General features: G+C 69.2%; 14 protein-coding genes. 10 read left to right on the top strand and 4 right to left on the bottom strand.

Annotated elements, in window-relative coordinates:
• The first annotated feature begins 7 nt into the window (after positions 1-7).
• The 8 genes from PV396_RS03165 (at position 8) to PV396_RS03200 (ending at position 16,042) form a co-directional block, all read left to right on the top strand.
• Positions 8-175 carry a hypothetical protein gene (locus PV396_RS03165; protein WP_319200021.1) on the top strand — a complete coding sequence of 56 codons (168 nt, stop codon included), beginning with the start codon at positions 8-10 and terminating at the stop codon, positions 173-175.
• Entirely contained in the window at positions 172-2,505 is a 2,334-nt protein-coding gene (locus PV396_RS03170) for a glycoside hydrolase family 3 N-terminal domain-containing protein (protein WP_319200022.1), read from the top strand. Before PV396_RS03165 ends, PV396_RS03170 begins: the two co-directional genes overlap by 4 nt.
• Positions 2,502-4,928 (top strand): glycoside hydrolase family 2 protein, encoded by a 2,427-nt coding sequence (locus PV396_RS03175; protein WP_319200023.1) that lies wholly within the window; start codon positions 2,502-2,504, stop codon positions 4,926-4,928. Before PV396_RS03170 ends, PV396_RS03175 begins: the two co-directional genes overlap by 4 nt.
• 288 nt (positions 4,929-5,216) lie before the next feature.
• A complete protein-coding gene (locus PV396_RS03180) occupies positions 5,217-6,011 on the top strand; it encodes an SDR family NAD(P)-dependent oxidoreductase (RefSeq protein ID WP_319200024.1) in 795 nt (264 codons plus the stop codon).
• 147 nt (positions 6,012-6,158) lie between these two features.
• A complete protein-coding gene (locus tag PV396_RS03185) occupies positions 6,159-6,467 on the top strand; it encodes a transposase (RefSeq protein ID WP_319200025.1) in 309 nt (102 codons plus the stop codon).
• Positions 6,464-7,234 carry an IS3 family transposase gene (locus PV396_RS03190; RefSeq protein ID WP_319200026.1) on the top strand — a complete coding sequence of 257 codons (771 nt, stop codon included), beginning with the start codon at positions 6,464-6,466 and terminating at the stop codon, positions 7,232-7,234. The genes PV396_RS03185 and PV396_RS03190 overlap by 4 nt, the downstream gene beginning before the upstream one ends.
• A 361-nt stretch (positions 7,235-7,595) precedes the next feature.
• The gene (locus PV396_RS03195) at positions 7,596-9,791 is read left to right on the top strand and encodes a hypothetical protein (protein ID WP_319200027.1); all 2,196 of its coding nucleotides are present in this window, start codon (positions 7,596-7,598) and stop codon (positions 9,789-9,791) included.
• Positions 9,792-9,856: 65 nt separating this feature from the next.
• Positions 9,857-16,042 carry a hypothetical protein gene (locus tag PV396_RS03200; RefSeq protein ID WP_416071330.1) on the top strand — a complete coding sequence of 2,062 codons (6,186 nt, stop codon included), beginning with the start codon at positions 9,857-9,859 and terminating at the stop codon, positions 16,040-16,042.
• 349 nt (positions 16,043-16,391) lie between these two features.
• Here PV396_RS03200 and PV396_RS03205 read toward each other — a convergent pair whose 3' ends face one another.
• The 4 genes from PV396_RS03205 to PV396_RS03220 form a co-directional block, all read right to left on the bottom strand.
• Positions 16,392-17,060, bottom strand: a complete 669-nt coding sequence (locus PV396_RS03205; protein WP_319200647.1) for a nucleotidyl transferase AbiEii/AbiGii toxin family protein — start codon at positions 17,058-17,060, stop codon at positions 16,392-16,394.
• A gap of 5 nt (positions 17,061-17,065) precedes the next feature.
• The gene (locus PV396_RS03210; protein ID WP_319200028.1) at positions 17,066-17,458 is read right to left on the bottom strand and encodes a hypothetical protein; all 393 of its coding nucleotides are present in this window, start codon (positions 17,456-17,458) and stop codon (positions 17,066-17,068) included.
• Positions 17,459-17,848: 390 nt separating this feature from the next.
• Positions 17,849-19,378 carry a UDP-N-acetylglucosamine 1-carboxyvinyltransferase gene (locus PV396_RS03215; protein ID WP_319200029.1) on the bottom strand — a complete coding sequence of 510 codons (1,530 nt, stop codon included), beginning with the start codon at positions 19,376-19,378 and terminating at the stop codon, positions 17,849-17,851.
• A 65-nt stretch (positions 19,379-19,443) separates the two neighbouring features.
• Positions 19,444-19,644 (bottom strand): DUF4236 domain-containing protein, encoded by a 201-nt coding sequence (locus PV396_RS03220; protein ID WP_319200030.1) that lies wholly within the window; start codon positions 19,642-19,644, stop codon positions 19,444-19,446.
• A gap of 209 nt (positions 19,645-19,853) precedes the next feature.
• Between PV396_RS03220 and acnA the strand changes: the two genes are divergently transcribed.
• On the top strand, positions 19,854-22,571 hold the full coding sequence (gene acnA, locus PV396_RS03225; RefSeq protein WP_319200031.1) for an aconitate hydratase AcnA: 2,718 nt from the start codon (positions 19,854-19,856) through the stop codon (positions 22,569-22,571).
• A gap of 518 nt (positions 22,572-23,089) precedes the next feature.
• Complete coding sequence (locus PV396_RS03230) at positions 23,090-24,190, top strand: lytic polysaccharide monooxygenase (protein WP_319200032.1); 1,101 nt, start codon at positions 23,090-23,092, stop codon at positions 24,188-24,190.
• The last annotated feature ends 100 nt before the right edge of the window (positions 24,191-24,290 follow it).

Here is a 24,290-nt window from a genome sequence, read left to right on the forward strand (position 1 = left end):
ACTGTCCGTGCAGGTCGAAGGCGAAGCACCGCATGTCCCGGGCACCTTCGACGGCCGCTGCCTCTCCACCGAGATGACCGGGTGGCGCTCCGGCCGCGTCGTCGGCGTCGAGGCGCCGTCGGGCTACGTCGACCCGCGCACGTTCCGGTACACAACGAAGGAGAACTCCCGATGACAACCACCCCCGACACGATCCCGAACGACGCCGGCCCCGGCGCCCGGGAGACGGAGGGCGAGACGCGCTACCGCAACCCCGGTCTGCCGGTCGAGGACCGGGTGACCGATCTGCTGGCCCGCATGACCCTGGAGGAGAAGGCCGGACAGCTCACCCAGTTCTTCTACATGGGCACCGGCGAGCCGATCCCCGACGACTTCGACGTCGAGTCCCTGCCGCCCGAGCACCGCGCCTTCGTCCAGCAGCCCCACGAGGTCGAGACCGCCGTCTCCCGTGGCGGCGCCGGGTCGCTGCTGTTCGTCAAGGACCCCGCCCTGGGCAACCGACTGCAGCGCCGCGCCGTCGAGGACACCCGGCTGGGCATCCCGCTGCTGTTCGGCAACGACGTGATCCACGGGCTGCGGACGGTCTTTCCCGTGCCGATCGCGATGGCCGCGAGCTGGGACCCGGACGCCGCAGAGGCGGCGCAGGTCGTCGCGGCCCGCGAGGCGCGCGCGGCGGGGATCCGCTGGACGTTCGCACCCATGATCGACATCGCCCGCGACCCTCGCTGGGGCCGCATGATCGAGGGGGCCGGGGAGGACCCGGTGCTCGCCTCGGCCATGGCCGCGGCGCAGGTCCGCGGGTTCCAGGGGGACCTCGGGGCCGAGAGCGTCCTTGCCGGTGCGAAGCACTTCCTGGGGTACGGCGCCGCTCGCGGCGGGCGCGACTACGACGACGCCGACATCTCCGACGCCGAGTTGCGCAACGTGTACCTGCCGCCCTTCAGAGCCGCGATCGAAGCGGGCGCCACCAACGTCATGAGCGCCTACATGGACCTCAACGGCGTGCCGGCCTCCGCGAACCGGTGGCTGCTGAGCGAACTGCTGCGCGACGAACTGCACTTCGACGGCTGGGTCGTCTCGGACGCCAATGCCGTGCAGTCGCTGGAGACACAGCACTTCGCGAAGGACCAGCGGGACGCCGCCGTGCGGGCGCTGAACGCGGGCCTCGACATGGAGATGTGCACCTTCACCCCGGCGTTCGACCACCTCCCGCAAGCGGTACGCGACGGGCTGGTCACCGAGGAAACGCTGGACACCGCCGCGTCGCGGGTACTCGCGGTGAAGTTCCGGCTCGGTCTGTTCGAGAACCCCTACACCGACGAGGACGCGGCACCCGCGGTCCTGAACGCCGCGGCGCACCGTGACGCCGCCCGGGACGCGGCCGAGCGCACCCTTGTCCTCCTCAAGAACGACGCGGCCACACTGCCCCTGCGGCCCGAGCAGCTCACCAGCCTCGCAGTCATTGGTCGGCTCGCCGACTCCCGGCGCGACACGCTCGGACCGTGGGTGCTCGACCACGACACCTCCGAGGCGGTCACGATCCTCGACGGCCTGCGTGCCCGGCTCGGGGACGGCGTCCGGGTCGAGTACTCGGCCGGGGTGGGTGCCCCCGAGCGGCTGCACCCGTCGCCGTTCGACGTCCTGGACCCGACGGTCGTCCCGACCCCGCCCGACCTGGACGAGGACGCCGAGATCGAGCACGCCGTCGCCGCCGCCCGGGACGCCGACATCGCGATCGTGGTCGTCGGGCAGCCGCAGAACCAGATCGGCGAGAAGGCATCGACCTCCACGCTCGACCTTCCCGGCCGTCAGCTCGAACAATTGCAGCGCGTCGCCGCGACGGGCACGCCCGTGGTCCTGGTCGTGCTGTCGGGCCGTCCGCTGGACCTGCGTTGGGCGGACGAGCACGTCCCCGCCATCGTGCAGGCGTGGTACCCGGGGACACGTGGGGGCGAAGCGGTCGCCTCCATGCTGGTGGGTGACGTCTCGCCCGCCGGCCGGTTGCCCTTCACCTGGCCCCGCCACGTCGGTCAGGTGCCGCTCGTGTATTCCCACTACCGGACCTTCGCCCCGCAGGACCAGCACGCCCGGTACTTCGAGGACGACGGGGCGCCCCTGTACCCGTTCGGCCACGGCCTGTCCTACGCCACGTTCGCGTACACGAACCTCCGGATCGACCGGACGTCCATGGCCCGCCGGGACACCGCGACCGTGTCGGTCGACGTCACCAACACTTCCGAGCGCGACGCCGACGACGTCGTGCAGCTCTACGTCCACCAGCGCTACGGGGCGTCGTCGCGGCCCGTGCGGGAGCTCAAGGGCTTCGAGCGAGTCCCGGTCCCCGCGGGCACCACCACCACGGTGAGCTTCGAACTCGGCCCCGACCAGCTCCGGTACTGGAGCGCCGCGACCCGCACGTACCAGCTCGACGCCACCGTCCTCGACCTCTGGGTCGGGGGCAGCTCCACCGCCGAGCTCACGACCACCCTGGAAGTGACCGGATGACCAGGACCGACGTGCAGCTCGACGCAGATCACATCGACCTTCGTGACTGGACCATGTGCCGCCCGGGCAGTGCCGAAGAGGCAGCCGTACGCCTCCCGCACGATGCGATGATCACCGAGCCCCGGTCGTCCGACGCCTCCGGCAGGTCCGACACCGGATGGTTCCCGGGTGGCCGGTACGTCTATCGCACGCGCTGGTACGCCGACCCCGCGTACCGCGGTGGAGACGTCCAGCTCCGGTTCGAGGGCATCATGGGCGAGTCGGTCGTGACCGTGAACGGCCACCGGGTGGGGACCGTGCGCAGCGGGTACACCGAGTTCGGCTTCCGTATCGACGATGTCCTGAACTGGGACGACGAGAACGAGATCGCTGTCGACGTCGACAACAGCGCGCAGCCCGCAGGCCGGTGGTACCCCGGCTCCGGCCTGTACCGGTCGGTGTCCCTGCGGATCCGCGGTCGTGTGCGCCTGGAGGACGACGGGGTCGGCGTGCGGACGACGCTCCACGGCGCCGACGCGGTCGTCGAGGTCCGGACCGCGGTCGTGAACAACAGCGACAGGCCCGTCCACGTCCGCACCGTACTGCACTCCGAGGCAGGGGCCGTGGCGCAGGCCGTGGCGGCCGACGACGGGATCGCGCACCTGCACGTGCCCGGGGCCCGCCTGTGGTCCGCCGAGGACCCGTTCCGCTACCAGCTCGTCACGACGGTCGAGCACGACGGTGCCGTCGTCGACACCCGTCGCGAGCTCGTGGGGCTACGCACGGTGCACGTCGACGCGCGCCACGGCCTGCGGATCAACAAGGAGCAGGTCAACCTGCGCGGCGCGTGCATCCACCACGACAACGGCGTCCTTGGCGCCGCCACCCACCGGGCCGCGGAGTTCCGGCGCATCCGGATCCTCAAGGAGAACGGCTTCAACGCCGTCCGGTCGGCGCACCACCCGATGTCACGTCACCTGCTCGACGCGTGCGACGAGCTGGGCGTGTACGTGATGGACGAGCTCGCCGATTACTGGATCCAGTCCAAGTCCACGCACGACTTCGCGCACAGGTTCCTTGACACCTGGCGCGAGGACGCCGACCGCATGATCGAGAAGGACCGTAACCGGCCCTCCGTCGTCATCTACTCGATCGGCAACGAGATCCCCGAGACCGCGCACCCCGACGGCGTCGCGCTCACGCGTGAGATCACCGCGTACGTCAAGGCGGCGGACCCGGACCGCCCGGTCACGGTGGCACTCAACATCTTCCTCAACGTCCTGTCGTCGATGAACAGGTCCCCGTACGCAGGTACTTCCGACACGCCGGAGGGGGCTCCACCCAACAAGCAGGGGCCCGGCAGCACGGAAGCCAATCGTCTGGTCAACCAGATCGGGCGCATGATGGACGTCGTCTCGCGGCTCCCCATCGCCGACCGTGCGACACGCGACGCGTTCGGTGAGGTGGACATCGCCGGCTACAACTACGGGCTGGCGCGGTACAAGCACGACGTGAAGGCGTACCCCGACCGCGTGATCGTCGGCAGCGAGACCCTGCCGGGAGACATCGCCCGCGCGTGGGACCTCGTCACGGCGTACCCGTCCGTCATCGGCGACTTCATCTGGGTCGGCTGGGAATATCTGGGAGAGTCGGGGGTCGGGGTGTGGGCGCCCGGCCGCAGGACCGGGCTGGTCAAGCCGTACCCCTACCTCATCGCCGGGCCCGGGGTGATCGACCTGACCGGGCAGCCGGACTTCTCGCTGCGCCTCGGGCAGGTGGCATGGGGAACGCACCCCGGGCCGGCGATCGGTGTACGGCCCCTCGACCGGGCGGGACAGCCCGTCGCTCGGGTCGCGTGGCGCAGCACCGACGCTGTCGAGAGCTGGGCCTGGCGCGGGTGCGCGGGCCGCAAGGCCGAGATCGAGGTCTACTCCGCGGACGACGAGGTGGAGCTGTTCGTCAACGGGCGTTCCGCCGGCCGTCGCAGGGCCGGGAGCCGACGTCGCTACACCGCTCGGTTCACCGCCACGTACGCCGCCGGCGAACTCGTCGCGGTCGGCTATCGCGGAGGGCATGAGGTGTCCCGGACGGTGCTCCGCTCGGCGGGGGACGACCTCGAGGTCCGTCTGACCTCGGACCGGCCTCGCCTGCGGGCTGACGGCGACGACCTCGCGTTCGTCGAGATCGAGATCGTCGACGGCTCCGGCACGGTGGAGATGCTCGCGGACGACGACATCGAGCTCAGGGTCGAGGGCCCGGCCGAACTCGTGGGGTACGGCAGCGCCAGACCTGACCCCACCCGTCCGTTCACCGATCCCACTCAGCGCGCTCACCGCGGTCGTGCTCTCGCCGTCCTGCGATCCACGGGTGGGACCGGGAGCGTCCACGTCACCGCGACGTCGCACCTGCACGGCGTCTCACACCTCACCCTCGACGCACGCTGAACGATCACGGCTTGGTCCGCGTGGGCTCCGTCTCTGTCGCAAGAGAAACAAACGTGACTCGCGAGCAGGCGACCTGCGAGGAACTCGCCACCGCCTGGGGCCAGTTCCTGGAGTCGGGCGAGCCCGGCCGGCCTGCCTGCGACTCCGCCCAGCCTGAATGCATCCGGCTCATCGGCGGTGCCGTCACCTTTGTGAACGATTCCGCGCAGGCAGCCGACCCAAGGCCACGCCATACCTCCACCAGCCGACCGACCACCAGACTCACTCGCCAGCGACTGGAGCACTCCCATGAACCGCTACAACGACCGCCGTGTCCTGATCACCGGAGCGGGCTCCGGCATCGGCCAGGCCACCGTCCTGCGCATACTCGCCGAGGGCGGTCACGTCGTCGCCACCGACGTCGATACGGCCGGCCTGACCGCCACCCGCAAGCTCGCCGCAGACACCGGTACCCAGGCCCGTCTGCACACCGTCCAGGTGAACATCGCCGACGAGACCTCCGTCCGCGAGGCCGTCGCGGCGGCCCTCGCCGCCCTCGGCGGCGGCCTGGACGTGCTGGTCAACGCGGCCGGCATCCTGCGCTCCTCGCACACCCACGAGACCAGCCTGGAACAGTTCAACCAGGTCATCGCGGTCAACCTGACCGGCACCTTCCTGATGATCCGCGAAACGATCCCAGCGCTGCTCCGGGGCGAGAACCCGGCCGTGGTCAACTTCAGCTCCACCTCGGCGAGCTTCGCGCACCCCTACATGGCCGCCTACGCCGCCAGCAAGGGCGGCATCCAGGCCATGACCCACGCGCTCGCCGCCGAGTACAGCAAGCAGGGCATCCGCTTCACCGCCGTCGCGCCGGGCTCGATCTCCTCCGGCATGACCGACGCGAGCGGCACCAGCAAGGAGAACGTCGGCCCGGGCCTGCCCGACGACGCGGACTACGAAGTCATGATGAAGCTGCTCCCGGCCATCGGCCAGGGTTTCGCCGGTCCGGAGACGGTCGCGGGCGTCGTCGCCATGCTCGGCTCGGTGGACGGCGCCTTCATCACCGGCACCGAGATCCGCATAGACGGCGGCACCCACATGTAAGCGGCGGTTGCGATGTCAGCGGCGGACCAAACTGGAGGCCCGGACCATCAGTTCGGGCTGGAGCCGGACCTGGTGGTTTGAGGTTCCCCCGAGATGCGGAGGATGGTGACAGAGGGGCAGATGGTTCTCATGAGAGGAACATCGACCATGGCTGCTCCCAGGAAGTACTCGTTGGAGTTGCGTGAGCGTGCGGTGCGGATGTACCGGACCTCCGACCCGAAGCCGCAGATCAAGAAGCTGGCTGTTGATCTCGGTGTGCATCCCGAAGCCCTGCGTGGCTGGATCCGGCAGGCCGAGGCGGATGCCGACGAGCGCGACGATCGGCTCACCACCGACGAGCGGGCCGAGCTGGTGGCCCTGCGTAAGGAGAACGCCCAGCTCAAGCGGGCCAACGACGTACTGCGGACGGCCTCGGCTTTTTTCGCGGCCCAGCTCGACCCGACCCGGCCCAGGTGACGGCGCTCCTCGACGAGCATCCCCGCCTGGGAGTCGAGCCCGTCCTGCGGGAACTGCACATCGCCTCCTCCACGTACTACCGGTGGCGCCGCGTCGAACAGGAGCCGTGCGAACGGGTGCGCCGCGACGTCGAACTGACCGAGCAGATCAAGGAGATCCACGCCGACTCCGGCGGCGTCTACGGCTCCCCGCGGGTCCATGCCGTCCTCAAACGCGAGGGCGTCGACGTCGGGCGCAAACGCGTCGAGCGCCTGATGCGCGAGGCCGACATCGCTGGCGTCAGCCCACGCCGGGGCGGCTTCACGCGCCGCGACCCCAAGGCCACCCTGGCCCCGGACCTGGTCGAGCGCGACTTCACCGCGAAGGCCCCGAACCGGCTGTGGGTCACCGACCTCACCATGATCTCGACCGGCGAGGGGCCCCTGTGGCTGTCCGCGATCCGCGACGCGTTCTCCCGCCGGGTGGTCGCATGGGAGACCTCCGCCCGCGCGGACGCCGACCTGGTGCTGACCACGCTGGAGTACGCCCTCGCGGAGAACCTCTGGATGCTCATCAAAACCGAATGCATCCGCGGCCGCACCTTCACCACCCGGTCCGAGGCCAACCTCGCGCTCTTCGAGTACATCGACGGCTTCTATAACAGCCGGCGCATCCAGAAGCGGCTCGGCTACCTCAGTCCCGTCGAGTTCGAGGAGAAGCACTACGCCGAGCGGGCAACGGCCGAACGAACGAAGCTAAAACCCCGTCAACCCGCCCTGACCAGCTGATCAGCACCTCCCACACACCGGGGGAACCTCAAAGTGCTGGGTGAACAGGACGTTGATCCGCCCAGGTCCTGCCATCTGAGTTCGGTCTCATATCGGCACGAGGGGTGTGCCCGATACGAGTCACTGCCCATCATCGCAAAGTGACGAAAGACCTTCCGGAATGTTCCGTGTCGGCATACTCTGCGGGAATTACCGCACGTCAGACCGCAGCGGTCCGACGTGCGGCGGAGGTGTCATGGGTGGGGACCCGTATGTATCAGCAACGGTTGACGAACGTGGGGGGCCGGGGGTGTCGTCGAGGCTCCGCGACAGGGCGCAGGTGCCTGATCCGTACGGTGACCGGCCCCTGTTGACCTCTGCAATGACGAAAGGCTATGACGCCGTACCCGACGAAGAACGGGATTGGTTGCGGCGCTATCTGGAAGCGGTTGTCGTGGCCCGCCCGGCGCCCGTGCACACTGCCGTCGCCTTCAACGCCGTGTACTTCGGGTATGACCTCGGCGGCGACGGCTACGGCGGCAGCCCGCTCTGTCTCGACGACTTCCCTGTGATCACCTTCGGCGAGTGCGCCCCCGTGCTCCCGGTCGGTGCAATGGTGTGTGTCGCCACCGGGTCGGACCCGTTGTACGCCGAGATCGTCTATCGGGAGGGTTCCCACCCAGAGGTGGGCACCCTCGGTGACGTACCCGCCTGGGTGTCGGGGGCGCCTGCAGGGGCCGAGGGCCAGGGGAGACCGGGAGACGGCGCCGCGCCACGGCGAAGGGAGCTCCTGGTCCCGGATCTCCATGCCTTCGGCCCGGCTCTGAGCCTGTCATCGGCCCAGCTCCTCCGCTTACGCACGCGCCGGCGCTGGATCAACGAGGACGGGCATGTCGTCGTTGAGGTCCGCTACCCGTCTCCGGAGGCGGCGCGGCGCGACGACCTGACGGCCTATGCGGAGCATCTTCTGACGACGGCACGGGAGCAGCTGCTCAGTCCTTTCGTCCCCGTGTCCCTCGCTGCACTGGTGGGCGGCACGCACGACGACGACCTGCGAGCGGGGCTGAGCGGTCTCCTTGGGACGGTGAGGGGTGTGCTCAACTCCAGTGCCGTCTTGCGTACATGGGGTGACTACACCATGACCCGGAGCTCCCTCGCGGACTGCTGGCGGGACACCGGGCCGCTGGGCGGCGACGACCTCAGGTCGCTTGCCGCAGCGGTCGAACGCGCGGCCACCCCGGGGAGGCGCCGTTACGGCCTCACCACGGCTGTCACCGTGTACACAGCGGTTGGACCGCGGCTTCGTGGGTTCCCTGGAGCTACGGAAGTGCTCAAGGGAGTGGGGTACGCCGCAGCGGTGTGCCGGGCGAACGTGGCGCTCGCCGACGTCGTCCAAGGGGACAGCGACCAGGGCCTGTTCGAGAACGGCTCCCGGATCACGCTCGACGACGCCTTCGAGGGCGGAGGCGTGTGGCGGTCCCATCATCCCGGTGACGCAGAAGCGCACGGAGATCCCCTGGCCCCGGCCGGACGCGGCTGGACGTCCACGTTGCCCCCGACATCGGAGCCAGAGCCGGAAACAGAGTTGGACCCGGTCGATCTGCCTCTGGGCGACGACGCCTCTCTCGGCTCCTGTGAACTCCTGCGGAGTGACGCACAGGAGATCGTCTGGCGGGCACCCCTGCGGCTGTCCCAGCTCATCGACGGCTGGTTTCCCTTACATCCGTACGTCGTCGAGGAACTTCGCCGGTCTCACCGTGAGCGCCCCACGGTTCGCCTCGAACTCGACCATGCCGGCGAAGCGTTGGACGAGAAGGAGGCAGTGCAGGACGTCATCGCCGAACTCGGTGACACTTCGGGCCGTTTGACCGGGATCGTCTGGCCCGACGACTTCTTCTCCGGCCTGATGCTTGAGCTGCGCAGCCTCCGCGGCGGCTCGGTGATCCGCATGGCCACGACGTCGCTCGAGGAACGTGTGCTGGTCGGCGACCGTGACATCGGGCATTGCTATGACCCGCGTGTGCTCACCAGGGAGGACGTCCCGGGAAGTGACCGCCACGGTGACAGCGCGGTCGGACTGGGTCCCCGGCAGCTGGTGATGCGCACGGTGCGCCGTTGCGGTCTGCTCACCCTGGACGGCCATGCCCTTATGGACCGTTCGGTCCTGCCGAGCGCGGTCTACGGGCGTCGGCCGGCTCGGTCACAGGCCGCCGCCTTGGAATCGGCCGTTGCGGAACTGCTCGCGGAACGGCTTCTGGAACCGGCGCTCGGCAGCCGAGACGCCGGGGGTCAGCCTCATTTCCCGCCGCGCGACGGACAGCGGACCGTTCCCCTCATCGGCTACCGCCCCGCGCGGCCGCGGGTGATACGTCCCTGGGGCGGCACCGAACCGGGCGACGAGGGGCTTCGGGGGATCCAATTCGTCCCCGGTCATCTGCGCCGCCTGCGACCGGGGTGCTCGCCCAGCGTCGTTCAGCGTGCGGCCTTTCGGGAGCACTGCCGCAGGCTCGGCAAGGCGGACGGCTGGGAACTGCCCTACGGATACACGTTCGTCACCGAGCACACGCGTGGTCGCTGATTCATCACGCGGGCCGGCCAGCCTCTCCTGACTCCTTGGTGTCCACAGAAATGGAGTACGCGTACATGCAGGACCGCTACCGCGTCGTCACGGGGCCGCCGTGGTCCCCGTCGAGCGTCTCGGCCCAGGACCTCGAAGCACTGGCCGCCGCGCTCAACGCCTTGGACCACCCAGCCGTCGCCGCCCTCAACGACCTCACGGCCGACATGGTGGAACTGGCCTTCAACTCCCTGCGACCAAAGGACCGGCAGGAGTTGCTCGGCCGGCTGGGCATCCGCATAGCGGCCCCCCGACGGGTGAGTAAAGCCCTGTGCCAGGACGTTCTCGCCAGGCTGCGGCGTGAGGCACGGCAGCACACCTGCACATGCGGAATCAAAGAACTCACGGTCACCGTGATGAATCAGGTGGGCAACTTCGTCGTCGCGCAGGACGGTGAGACGGTTTCCGACCCCGTTACCCGGTGGGGCGCGACGCTTGTCCGGGCCACGGTGTTCGCGTGGTGCAACGCCTCCGTCACCGATGCTCACATCCTTGTATGGGCGGCGGAGCAGGACTGGTTCGCGGTGACGGCCGACGACAAGGAGACGGCTCAGCTCGCCGCTGTCGGTGCCGCGGCGCGCTCCATCGTGGAGGCGAACCCGGACGTCGCCCCCGAAGCAGCGGAAGGCGACGAAACGCCGGTCGCGGGCGACGGGAATCCTGTGCGCGCTGCCGTCGCCGACCGGCCAAGCACGAATACCCCCACTCCCGAGATCGTGGTACCCGGCCCCGGCACCTCTCACGAGACGACCGCTACGGCGTCCGACAGCGCCGGAACCGATGAGGGGACGGATCCGGAATCGGCCTGCCGACAGTTGCAGTCGGCCCTCGCGCAAGCCCGGCAAGCTGCGGAGAAGGTGACCAGTGCGGTCCGGGACGGCTGCCCCCCGCAGGAGGAGGACCTAGCGCCGCTGGCCGCGCTGGGTGCCGTCTTCGACAGCGTCGACGCCGTGCTCCGCACGGCGGGAATCGAGGGGGTGCCTCGCCGCCTGGAGGATATGACGTGCGCCGTACACGCGCACCGGGCTGCGCACGAGCGTGACCTCCGGGCACGGGAGCCTCTGCGGGAACTGTTGGATGTAGCCTCCTGCTCGGACAGCTCCGCCGCTGCCGCCTCTGCGGCTGAGGCCGTGCGCGGCGCGGCCCGCCGCTTGCTGGACACACCGGTGTGGGAGGAGCCGCAACGGGAGGAAAGCGCAGCGCTGGCCGCCTTGGCCCGGCTCATCAGGCTAGGCCGGCAGGCGGAGGCCGCGGCGGAAATCCTGGTTCTGCAGGAGCAGGTCGTGCGGGTGCTGCCCACGTGTGCCATGGCGGTGGTCATGGCCCCAGAGCTGATGTTGGCTCAGCCGGAGGATGCCGGCCGCGAACCCACCGGGGCCGGGGCGGACGGAACCCCTCAGCGCGCCGACGCCGAGACAACCGTGGAGTATGCGGCCGTACAGCCGGCCGGGCATACGGCGGAGAGCATTGGCCAAACCACCAAGGAGACCGCGCCCGAGCATGCCTCCAAGCCGGAAGCTGCGGCGGCCCTTGAGCCGGCGGCCTATGCCCACGACGCAGAGGCTGCGCCACCTGCGGACACCGACCCGGTACCGCTCACGGACCCGGATGCGCCTGCCCTGACAACGGCCCGGGAGCCGGTCCACGCTGCCGATGCGCATGCCACGCCTCCCGCCGCGAGCGACCCGGTACCCCCCGTGGACCCGGGCGGGCCCGTCTCGGTGGCCGCCGCACCTACCATCTGTCTCAAGGAGGACACGCCTGTCCAAGAAGCGGGACAAGCCTTGGATGACGCCTCCGACGACGCCGCAGCCGAGCGGGCGTTGGCGCATCTAGTCGCGGATCGACGCTTCGGACTCGCCCACCATCTGGCGCGGGCCACCGGCCACCCCGAGCCCCAGGTGGCGGCGCTCCGCCTGGCAGGTGCCGCCGCGCTGCTCACATCCGGTGACAGCCGGGGCGCCCGGCTGACGGCGGACCTGCTCCAGCAGTACGGCGGATACGCGGGCCACCACACCGAGGGCAGCGAACTCCTCGTGCTGCCTGCCCTGCTGCGTACCGCCCTGATCACCGGCGACCACTCGGCAGGCGCTCAGCTCAAGGCGCTGGCACCCCGACTCCCGGACCGGCTCGCGGAGGTGGCGACCACCGTCGCGGACCGTGCCCTCAGCGGTGCCCTGCTGATCGCTTCCCCGCTGGTCGCCGACGTCTCCGAGACGGAGGTCCGGCTGCGGGAGCTGCGTGAGCAGAGCCGTGCCCTGCTCGTGCCACAGAGGCTGCGGTTCGCACGGGCGACGGAGATTGCAAAGCGCTGGCTCGCCCCCGACGACGGGATGCTCGGATCGCTGCTCATGACCGTCGTCGGCGACAATCGCGACGCGATACAGCAGGTGCGGGAGCAGGCCGAGCGACTGGCGAAGCTGGCCGAGGTCAACAGTGAGATCGACCGCATGGACCGCAGACACCGCTCGTCCAGCGGCAAGCCGCTGCAGGGCTCAGGGCGGCAGGATCTGGTGCACCTGGTGGAGCGAGCTGTCAGCCTGGTCAAGGAGTGGTGCCTGGCGGTGGAAGGTATCCGTCGCGGCGACCGTTCCGACGGCAACCGGGCGGCCAAAGAGATCTCCTCCCTGCGCCAGTCCCTGCTGGGCGGCAGGGAGGCTGCGCTGAGCGAGCTGGAGCAGATGGCGCGGCGCTTGGACGCCATCGCTGCCGCGACGGCCTGGGCGGCCCGCGCATCGATGGAGGAACTGTTCGCGATGCTGGCCGGTGGCACCGTGACCAGGCGTTCCGGCGCTCCGGTCGACCCAGTAATCGTCCTGGACGCGGAATTGCTGAAGGTGTGCGACACCTGTGACGAGCGGCCGTCGCTCGACGAGCTGCTGACCGCGGTCGACCGGAGCTGGCAGGACGCCCTCGACGAGCGGCTCTCCCACGACGCCTTCACCGCGGCCCGTAGCATCGTAGAGCTGGCCGGACAAGAGTTGCTGCCCGCCGCCCGGGCTGGTGAGTTCGTCCCACCCGCGGACGCTGAGATCGACGACCGGGAAGCCGTCCGGCGCACGGAGTTGCGGAAGACACACGCCGATCTCGTTGCCGAGGTGCACCGCGCGCAGGCCGACGGTGCCGTGACCGAGGATCAGGACTTGGGCCTACAGGAACTGCTGGCCGACGCCCATGACCGCCTCGAAGGCGGCGACCGGCACGACCTGCTGGACGTGCGGCGGGCGCTCGACACGGTGCGAAGTGACCTGCCCGCCTTCAGGCAGCAAGCGTCCGACCGGATCCGCGCCCGGCTCGATGCCCTGGACCCCACCGCGGAGGAGCGGGCCCAGGTGCTGCGGCGCCTGGAGACGAACGACCTGGCTACCGCCGCCGACCTCGTCTACTTCCTGGAAATCGGCGAACCCGTCCCGGAGATCGAGGGAGGCGAGTCCCACCTGCCCGACTTCTTCCCGGCTGTGCCCGACGGCCTGCCGGGAGGCATCGACCACGACCTCATCGAACTGGTCCGGTCAGGCGGTAAGCATCCGACGCTTCCCGTCCTGGACTACGGCGGCCTCTCCACCGACGAGGCGGCACTCGCGGCTGAGGCGCTCGACGAGTGGCGCGCGCTGGCCGCCGTCGAGCGGAAGGACCGGCTCCAGGTGGCTCCGACGAGACAGGTGCCCCCGCTCCTCAAGCTCCTCGGGTACGACGCCAAGAGCGCCAGGCCGCTTGACGACCGGTCCCAGCACCGGCGGGAATACCGTCTTTTCGAAGCGACCGGAGTGGAGATCAACGGCAGGGCGAAGGCGCCCGCGTTCGGCTCGCAGATCAGGGAGCAGGGCGGCAACCTGCGCGTGATGATGGTCTGGGGCAGACCGCCTGCCAAGGTCGTCATGAGCTGGGCAGAGCGCGACACCAGCGATGCGAGCCTCCTCCTCGTCTACTTCGGCACGCTGAGCCGCGAGGCCCGCGTCGAACTCGCCGTCGGCTCAGGCCGGTTGCAGCCGCTGCTGGTCGTGGACGACGCCGCCCTCGCCTATCTCGCTGCCCGCGGCGATCGCCAGGTCAGCACCGCCACGCAGACACTGCTGCCCTTCTCGGGCGTCAACCCATACATCAGGGAAAAGCGCGGCCGGATCGGCGGCGAGATGTTCTACGGCCGTGACGCCGAGCGCAAGAGCATCCTCGACCCACGCGGCACCCAGGTCATCTACGGTGGCCGGGGGCTCGGTAAGTCGGCACTGCTCGCCGACGCCGGGGAACGGTTCACGGAGCAACGCCCCGGCTACCACCAGGCGGTGTACGTCAACCTCGACCAGGAGAACATCGGCAAAGGCAGCTCGTTCGGTCCGGTGACGCTGTGGAGCGTCCTGGAGCGGGAGCTGACCGAAGCTCAGGTACTCGACGACCGGCCGCAGGGGCGAAGGAAACGGCAGGAGATCTCCGAGCGGGTGCGCGTCGGAATCCGCACCTGGCTGGACGGGGATTCGCGCCGCCGTCTTCTGGTCCTGCTCGACGAGTGCGACCAGTTCTTCGAGGCGGACGCCCCGCGCTTCGACCAGACCAAGAAGCTCAAGGGCCTCGGGTCCGACACAAAGGACCGCGCCAAGGTCGTCTTCGCCGGACTGCACTCCGTGCAGCGCTTCTCCAAACTCGCGAGCAACGGGCCGTTCGGCCACCTCGCGCAGACCCCGAAGGTGATCGGTCCGCTGGCTCCCCAGTCCGCGGCCGAGTTGCTGGTCGAGCCGATGCGGGCGCTCGGGTTCGAGTTCAAGAACCTGGATCTCGTCAACCGGGTGCTCGGCTACTGCTCCTATCAGCCCTTCCTGCTCCAGATGTTCGGGCACCGGCTGGTCGAGCTGATGCACCGCAAGCGGGCGCGGCGCGGAGCCGAGGGGCCCCCTTATGAGGTGGAGGTGACCGACATCGAGGTCGTGGAGTCGGACGCCGCGCTCAGAGACGGCATCTCGGCGGCTTTCAAGGACACGCTGAGCCTTGACCACCGCTACGACGTGATCGCCAACGTGCTGGCGTACCACGCCCGCCATCACGGCCTTGAGGTGCGGCTGAGCGACACCGAGCTGCGCGAGGAGTGCGAGACGTATTGGCGCAAGGGGTTCGAACAGCTCGACACCGAGGGTTTCCGCGCGTACCTCTCCGAGATGGTCGGCCTCGGTATCCTCGCGCCCAACCACGACGGCCTGGGCTGGCATCTGCGCGGACCCAACGCTCTGCGCATGATCGGGACCTCCCACGAGGTGGAGGCCCGCCTGCTCAGGGCCGAACAGGACTGTGAACTCCAGGAAAGCATCGTGCAGGAAGGCCGCCCAGAACTCCCCGACGGCCAGCCGGCTCCGCTGACCAACACTCAGCTCGACGACCTCCTGGGCGAGCGGTCCAGCCGGACCAGGGTCGTCCTCGGCACATCTGCTACCGGAGTCACCGACGTCGCCCGGACCTTGCGTACGATCGCCGGACCGATCGATGGCTGGACGCTGCCGCCCGTCGGCAAGCCCAGCGTCTACAAGCAGGAGCTCACCGGAGGCCGCCCTCGCGAACGACGTGTCGTCATCAGTGACTTCGTCAACTACCGGGACCCGGTGCGGCCTGAGACCTGCCGGGAGGCCGTCGACCTGGCCGAGGTGCTGCTGCCCGTCACCCCGGGAGTCACCCGCGCGGTCGTCCTCGTCACCGACACCGACCAACTGGCCCTGTGGCGGACCCTGCTGACGGGAACCGAACCCACCTCGGCCGCCCCGGTGGTCCTGCGCCGTCACGACCGCCGCAGCCTGCGGGGCTGGGCTCAGCGTGTCAACATGTTCCACAGGGAGGACCGCCTGGACCGTCTCCACGAGCTGACCGGCGGCTGGCCGCTCTTGGTCGGCCGAGCACATCGCCTGCACGGCGAACTGGGTGATCCCGACGAGGTGTTGCGCCGCCTGGCGAACCTACGCGCTGACCGGGCCGAGGCCCGCGCCTTGGCGGAGGCGACCGGCGTGTACGCGGACCCGCGGCTTGCCGCTGGGTACCGGGCCCTCGACGACGAGTTCAAGGACGGCCCTTTCGATCTGGAGGGCGCGGTGACTGCTGTGGCGCTCAAGATCGAGGACGAGGACGAGGGGCGGTGGATTGTCACCTGCCTCGACGCTCTTCAGGTGTTCGACCGCGAGGACACTCAATTGCGCCTGGAACCGCTGTTGCGCCAGTGCGTGGCGCTCCGCATGTGACGGTGCGTGACACCGGTCCGGCCGCCCGCATGTCCGGGCGGCCGGTCGCCTTTCACGGTCACCTTGCCGATAGCCGACCAGAACGGCGAGGTCTCTGGCCCTTGCTAAGGCCGTCCCATGACGGGCCGCGCGTCCGGCTGATGCCGGACACGGCCTACGTATCCCCGCGGCGCGCTGCCCTGTTCACGCCGCCTTCCCTACGGCCGAGGCCCTGGAGGCCAGGTGTATAGGGGCGCACGAGGGATGACCCCAGTTGGTCACGCACCCCGACGGGGCCGTAGCTTGCCCGGCGTGCTCGGTGTGACAAGTTCGCGACCTAGTTTGCAGTTGTGATCTCGTCCGGACGCGATCAGTCGATGTCCGGATCACCGGCCTCTTCAAGGAGCCGGGCCGCGAGGTCGTCGGCCCACTCCAAGGCCCATGTGCGGAGAGCACTGATGGTGGCCTCGTCCAGGCCGTAGGCGGTGAAGGCTTCGTCGTCGGTCCACTCGGCGCCCGTGAGGTTCGACTGCAGATCTTCGCGCTCAAAGCGGCCTCGGGCATGGCGGCGGCCGAACTCCTCGAGCTCGGCATTGCTCCAGCGGCGGGAGGCCGCGAACACGTCGATCAGGTCGCGGGGCGCCCCGCGGTCGGCGAGGGCGCGGACTTTGGTCCCGATCACGTCCTCCTCCGCGAGGACGGGCCCGTGCAGGCTCTGGGCGACCGGCCGCCAGAAGATCTCCTTGAGGATGTCGACTTCGCATTCCTGCCCGGTGGCCGGGTCGGTCACGGTGAAGCGGGCGGACAGCGGGGCGGTCTCCAGCGCGTGCACCTTCCAGCCGTGGGCTTCCAGGCCGGCGCGGAGCGTGGCGGCGATGTCGGCCATGGGCGCAGGGTTCTCGGTGGCGACGTCGAGGTCCTGGCTGGGGCGGTTCACGAGGCGGTGTGCCCGCACGGCGTATCCACCGGTGAGAACAAGTGGATACGGGGAACCGAGCGCGATCACATCCGCCAGGAGCCGCGTGTGCAACTCCGGCATGTCGGTCACGCGGCTGTCCGGGTGCGGGAGGCGAGCTGGGGGAAGGCGTCTTCCCATACGGCGCGCACTGTGCGGCCGACGAGGGTGCGCAGCACCGGCCACAGATGGAGGAGCAGGTCCTGGTTGAGGTAGTGGGGCAGATCGTCGCGCAGGCCCTCGTGCAGGACAGTGCGGTACAGGCCCATGCGCTGGCGAGGCTTGTCCAGGTCGTACGAGGTCATCCCGGACCAGGCCATGTGCAGCGGTAGCTCCACGGCCCCCTGGGTCGGGCCGCGCAACTCGTCCAGTGACTCCGGCAGACGCCGCCGGAACTTTTCCCGGTACAGCGCCAGGTCCTCGGCGACCGCGCCCGAGAGGTCGCTCGGCGTGGGTGCGGGGTGCTGTTGGCTCGAGGGCATGACTCCATTATGGCGACCGGAGAAGCAGTGCGGAGCATGATGTGCGAGCTGGCGTCCGGAGTAAGCTGAGGCGGATCCTGCCGGTGAGCTGGGTGCGCAGTCTCTTCTGCCCTGAGCAGCAGGGACGGGCTGTCGGCGTGACGCTCGTTTGACGCTCTGGACGCCCGCACGCAGGGCAATGAGGCGAGAAAGGGGCTCTGACCTGGTCTTTCCCGTGACTCGTTCAGGCCGACATCTTTCCGATGACGCAATATGTCGAGGACGCAGCGGCCGGAAGCTCTCGATCCCGGCGGAAAGTCCCAGAAAAGTCCCAGAGGCGCCGCCACCTCCTCTCCCGCCTCGCATTCATGCAGGTCAGGAGGGGTGTGGCAGCACTTTTCCCACGGGGCGTCAGATGTCCCGGAAGATCTCGATCTGCGCCCCCACCGAGTTGAGCCGCTCCGCCAGATCCTCGTACCCCCGGTTGATCACATACACGTTCCGCAGCACGGACGTCCCCTCCGCCGACATCATCGCCAGCAGGACCACCACCGCCGGGCGCAGCGCCGGCGGGCACATCATCTCGGCCGCTCGCCAGCGGGTCGGGCCCTCGACCAGGACCCGGTGCGGGTCGAGGAGCTGGAGGCGGCCGCCGAGGCGGTTCAGGTCGGTGAGGTAGATCGCGCGGTTGTCGTAGACCCAGTCGTGGATGAGGGTCTGGCCCTGGGCGGAGGCGGCGATCGCCGCGAAGAACGGCACGTTGTCGATGTTCAGGCCCGGGAACGGCATCGGGTGGATCTTGTCGATCGGCGCCTCCAGCTTGGAGGGGCGGACCGTCAGGTCGATCAGCCGCGTACGGCCGTTGTCCGCGAAGTACTCCGGCGTACGGTCGTGATCGAGGCCCATCTCCTCCAGGACCGCCAGTTCGATCTCCAGGAACTCGATCGGCACCCGGCGCACGGTCAGTTCGGACTCGGTGACGACCGCCGCCGTCAGGAGGCTCATCGCCTCGACCGGGTCCTCGGAGGGCGAGTAGTCCACGTCGACGTCGATGTTCGGAACGCCGTGCACGGTGAGCGTCGTGGTGCCGACGCCCTCGACCCGTACGCCCAGCGACTCCAGGAAGAAGCACAGGTCCTGGACCATGTAGTTGGAGGACGCGTTGCGGATGACGGTGACGCCGTCGTGCCGGGCCGCGGCGAGCAGCGCGTTCTCGGTGACGGTGTCCCCGCGCTCGGTCAGCACGATGGGGCGCCCAGGAGAGACGGAACGGTCGACGCGGGCGTGGTAGAGGCCCTCCGTCGCCGCGATGTCGAGCCCGAACCGGCGCAGCGCGATCATGTGCGGCTCGATGGTCCTGGTACCGAGGTCGCAGCCGCCCGCGTACGGAAGCCGGAAGCTGTCCACTCGGTGCAGCAGGGGGCCGAGGAACATGATGATCGAGCGCGTCCGGCGGGCCGCCTGGGCGTCGATGGCCGCCATGTCCAGCTCGGCCGGGGGCACGATCTCGAGGTCGACGCCGTCGTTGATCCACCGAGTGCGGACGCCGATCGAGCCCAGCACCTCCAGCAGGCGGTACACCTCCTCGATGCGGGCGACCCGGCGCAGCACCGTGCGGCCCTTGTTGAGGAGCGAGGCACACAGCAGCGCGACGCACGCGTTCTTGCTGGTCTTGACGTCGATGGCACCGGACAGCCGCCGCCCGCCCACCACGCGCAGATGCATGGGCCCCGCGTAGCCCAGCGAGACGATCTCACTGTCGAGGGCTTCACCGATTCGAGCGATCATCTCAAGACTGATGTTTTGATTGCCGCGCTCGATGCGGTTGACCGCGCTCTGGCTGGTGCCGAGCGCGTCGGCAAGCTGCGTCTGCGTCCAGCCCCGGTGCTGCCTGGCGTCACGGATGAGCTTGCCGATGCGTACGAGGTAGTCGTCTGCCATGGGGTTGAGGTTATCTCAGATATGAGATGGCGCCTTCTGGGGGAGTCCGCACGGGTGACGTACCGTCAGTGGCGCTCGCCGCGACGGGTGCGGCGCCAGCCGAACGGGCCGGGCAGATCGACGGACGTCGTGCGGCGTCCCGTGCTGCTGTGGGTATGACGTGGCCCGTGGCTGCCGCCGCCGGTCGTGATGGACCAGGAGCGCTTGTTGATGTTGAGGCGCACGCCCGGGAGTATCCGGAAGCTCTTGCGGAAGGTGAGTGGCATAGGGGTCGGTTACCCCGATCCCGCGCGGTGATGGCCACATCACACCGCGGCCGGGCATGACCATTCGCCACCCATGTACTAGAGTTATCTCGACATCGAGATATCTCCGCCACTAAGGGTTACCTAACTTAGCCTTACCTTAGCGGATCGGCCAAGTCGTCGTGGCGGCAGGATGCGGTGTAACGCGCACATCAATGAAGGAGACTGTCGTGTCGGCGAACAGCTTCGACGCCCGTAGCACGCTCAGCGTGGGCGACGAGTCGTACGAGATCTTCCGGCTGGACAAGGTGGAAGGCTCGGCTCGCCTTCCGTACAGCCTGAAGGTGCTGCTGGAGAACCTGCTCCGTACCGAGGACGGCGCGAACATCACCGCCGACCACATCAGGGCCATCGGTGGCTGGGACTCGCAGGCGCAGCCCAGCCAGGAGATCCAGTTCACGCCGGCCCGCGTGATCATGCAGGACTTCACCGGCGTGCCCTGTGTCGTGGACCTCGCGACCATGCGTGAGGCCGTGAAGGCCCTCGGCGGCGACCCGGCGAAGGTCAACCCGCTCTCCCCGGCCGAGATGGTCATCGACCACTCCGTCATCGCCGACAAGTTCGGCACCAACGAGGCCTTCGCGCAGAACGTCGAGCTGGAGTACGGCCGCAACAAGGAGCGCTACCAGTTCCTGCGCTGGGGCCAGACCGCCTTCGACGACTTCAAGGTCGTCCCGCCGGGCACCGGCATCGTCCACCAGGTCAACATCGAGCACCTCGCGCGTACGGTCATGGTCCGCAACGGCCAGGCGTACCCCGACACCCTGGTCGGCACAGACTCCCACACCACCATGGTCAACGGCCTCGGTGTGCTCGGCTGGGGCGTCGGCGGTATCGAGGCCGAGGCGGCGATGCTCGGCCAGCCCGTCTCGATGCTCATCCCGCGCGTCGTCGGCTTCAAGCTCACCGGCGAGCTCACCCCCGGCACCACCGCGACCGACCTCGTGCTGACCATCACCGAGATGCTCCGCAAGCACGGTGTCGTCGGCAAGTTCGTCGAGTTCTACGGCGAGGGCGTGGCCGCCACCTCCCTCGCGAACCGCGCCACCATCGGCAACATGTCGCCGGAGTTCGGTTCCACCGCCGCGATCTTCCCGATCGACGGCGAGACCATCAAGTACCTCAAGCTCACCGGCCGCAGCGAGCAGCAGCTCGCGCTCGTCGAGGCGTACGCCAAGGAGCAGGGCCTCTGGCTCGACCCGGCCGCCGAGCCCGACTTCTCCGAGAAGCTCGAGCTCGACCTCTCCACGGTCGTCCCCTCCATCGCCGGCCCGAAGCGCCCGCAGGACCGCATCGTCCTCGCGAACGCCGCCGAGCAGTTCAAGACGGACGTCCTCAACTACGTCGACGCCGTGGACGAGGCCGGCAAGGAGTCCTTCCCGGCCTCCGACTCCCCGGCCGTCGCGCCGAACGGCGCCCCGTCCAACCCGGTCACCGTGACCGCCCCCGACGGCTCGACGTACGAGATCGACCACGGCGCGGTGACGGTCGCGGCCATCACCTCCTGCACCAACACCTCGAACCCGTACGTCATGGTCGCCGCCGCGCTGGTGGCCAAGAAGGCCGTCGAGAAGGGCCTGACCCGCAAGCCGTGGGTCAAGACCACCCTCGCCCCGGGCTCCAAGGTCGTCACCGACTACTTCGACAAGGCGGGGCTCACCCCCTACCTCGACAAGGTCGGCTTCAACCTCGTCGGCTACGGCTGCACCACCTGCATCGGCAACTCCGGCCCGCTGCCGGACGAGGTCTCCAAGGCCGTCAACGACCATGACCTGGCCGTGACGTCGGTGCTCTCCGGCAACCGCAACTTCGAGGGCCGGATCAACCCCGACGTCAAGATGAACTACCTGGCGTCCCCGCCGCTCGTCGTCGCCTACGCCCTCGCGGGTTCCATGAAGGTGGACATCACGCGCGACGCGCTCGGCGTGGACCAGGAGGGCAAGCCGGTCTTCCTGGCCGACATCTGGCCCTCCGAGGCCGAGGTCAACGACGTCGTGGCGAACGCCATCGGCGAGGACATGTTCTCCAAGTCCTACCAGGACGTCTTCGCGGGCGACGCCCAGTGGCAGGCGCTGTCCATCCCCGAGGGCAACACCTTCGAGTGGGACCCGCAGTCGACGTACGTCCGCAAGCCCCCGTACTTCGAGGGCATGACGATGGAGACCACCCCGGTCTCGGACATCTCCGGCGCCCGCGTCCTCGCCAAGCTCGGCGACTCGGTCACCACCGACCACATCTCCCCGGCCGGCGCGATCAAGGCCGACACCCCCGGTGGCAAGTACCTCACGGAGCACGGCGTCGAGCGCCGTGACTTCAACTCGTACGGTTCCCGCCGTGGCAACCACGAGGTGATGATCCGCGGTACGTTCGCCAACATCCGCCTGCGCAACCAGATCGCGCCGGGCACCGAGGGCGGCTACACCCGCGACTTCACCCAGCCCGACGCGCCCGTGGCGTTCATCTACGACGCCTCGCGCAACTACATCGAGCAGGGCATCCCGCTGGTCATCCTGTCCGGCAAGGAGTACGGCTCCGGCTCGTCCCGCGACTGGGCCGCCAAGGGCACCGCGCTCCTCGGCGTCAAGGCCGTCATCGCCGAGTCGTACGAGCGCATCCACCGCTCGAACCTCATCGGCATGGGCGTGCTCCCGCTCCAGTACCCGGAGGGCGCCACCGCCGCGTCCCTCGGCCTCACCGGCGAGGAGACCTTCTCCTTCACCGGCATCGAGGAGCTGAACAACGGCACCACCCCGCGCACGGTCAAGGTGACCACCGACACGGGCGTCGAGTTCGACGCGGTCGTCCGTATCGACACCCCCGGCGAGGCGGACTACTACCGCAACGGCGGCATCATGCAGTACGTGCTGCGCAACCTGATCCGCAAGTAGGCGATCAGGCAAGGCGGTTGGGGCCGCACTCCCGCTTCGGCGGGGGTGCGGCCCTTCGCATGTGTACGTCCGCGGCCAGGTCGAAGAGCTTCTGCAAGCGCGTCGGGCCACCGCCGAGTGCCGCACGGCCGCCGCACAGTAGCCGCCCGATACGGACGAGGTCGTCGGAAGGATCGCCCGACGCCCGTCATGGCGATGTCTCGAGAAGCTTCGACAGGTTCGCCTGGCACCACCGCTGGCATAGCGCCCCCGCGACGGCCGTCGCGAACATGCGTCAGGCGTTTACATCTTCACCCCGCGGCGCTAGCTTCGAAAGGGAGTGAGGTGGGAGCGCTCCCACACCGAGCGGACCGGAACCCGTAAGCGGGACCCGCTCCCACCCCACCACCCCCCACGCATCACCCCCGTGCACATAGCACTTCACGCGCACCCCTCGCCGGGCGCGCCCCTTCACCCGCACGTTCCGTACGCATCCCACGGCGTACGGCGCATCGCGTACGACTGAAGGAGTTCATGACATGGCCCTGACATCATCACCCTCACCTTCCCCCCGCACCCCACGCCGATTACTGCTCCCCACCCGGGGCAGATCCCTCCTCCTCGTCCTCCTGGCCCTGCTCACCGCGATCCCGGCCCTGGGCCTGGTCGTCACGGCGGGCGGTGACGCGGAGGCCCACGGCACCCCGATGAAACCCGGCAGCCGCACCTTCCTGTGCTGGCAGGACGCCCTCACCGACACCGGCGAGATCAAGGCGATCAATCCGGCCTGCAAGACGGCACAACAGGTCAGCGGGACCACGCCGTTCTACAACTGGTTCTCGGTGCTGCGCTCGGACGGCGCCGGCCGCACCCGGGGCTTCGTCCCGGACGGTCAGCTGTGCAGCGGCGGCAACACCAACTTCACCGGGTTCAACACCCCCAGTGCCGACTGGCCGTTGACCCACCTCACCTCGGGCGCCAACGTCGACTTCTCGTACAACGCGTGGGCGGCACACCCGGGTTGGTTCTACGTCTACATCACCAAGGACGGCTTCGACCCGACCAAGACACTCACCTGGGACGCCATCGAGTCCCAGCCGTTCCTGAGCGTCGACCACCCGCCGCTCAACGGCACCCCGGGCAACGTCGAGGCCAACTACTCCTGGAACGGCAAGCTTCCGGCGAACAAGTCCGGGCGCCACATCATCTACATGGTGTGGCAGCGTTCCGACAGCCAGGAGACGTTCTACTCCTGCTCCGACGTCGTCTTCGACGGCGGCAACGGCGAGGTGACGGGCATCAAGGACCCCGGCAACCCGCCCACCGAGCCCCCGCCCGGCGCGTGCACGGCTGCCCGCCGTACGACGGGCAGCTGGAACGGCGGCTACCAGTCCGAGGTGACCGTCACCAACTCCGGGAACGTGCCCATGCTCGGCTGGATGGTCGACTGGTCGCTCCCGGCGGGCCAGGCTGTCGACAGCCTCTGGAACGGCAACGCGACCTACAACGGCCAGGCGGTGATGGTCCACAACGCCAACTGGAACGGCTCCCTCGATCCGGGCAAGTCCGCGACGTTCGGATACGTCGTCCGGGGCTCCGGCGGTGACACGGCAACTACCCTGCCCTGCCGGGTCGGTTAGACCGGCGGGGCCGCACCTCGCACGTGCGAGTCCGCTCAGGGCGGACCCGGTGGCTGCCGGCCACCGGGTCCGCGAGCCGGGCCGGTACGGGGGAAGGGGC

Origin of the sequence: Streptomyces sp. ME02-8801-2C, from assembly GCF_033793965.1 — a bacterium.
Lineage (GTDB): Bacteria > Actinomycetota > Actinomycetes > Streptomycetales > Streptomycetaceae > Streptomyces.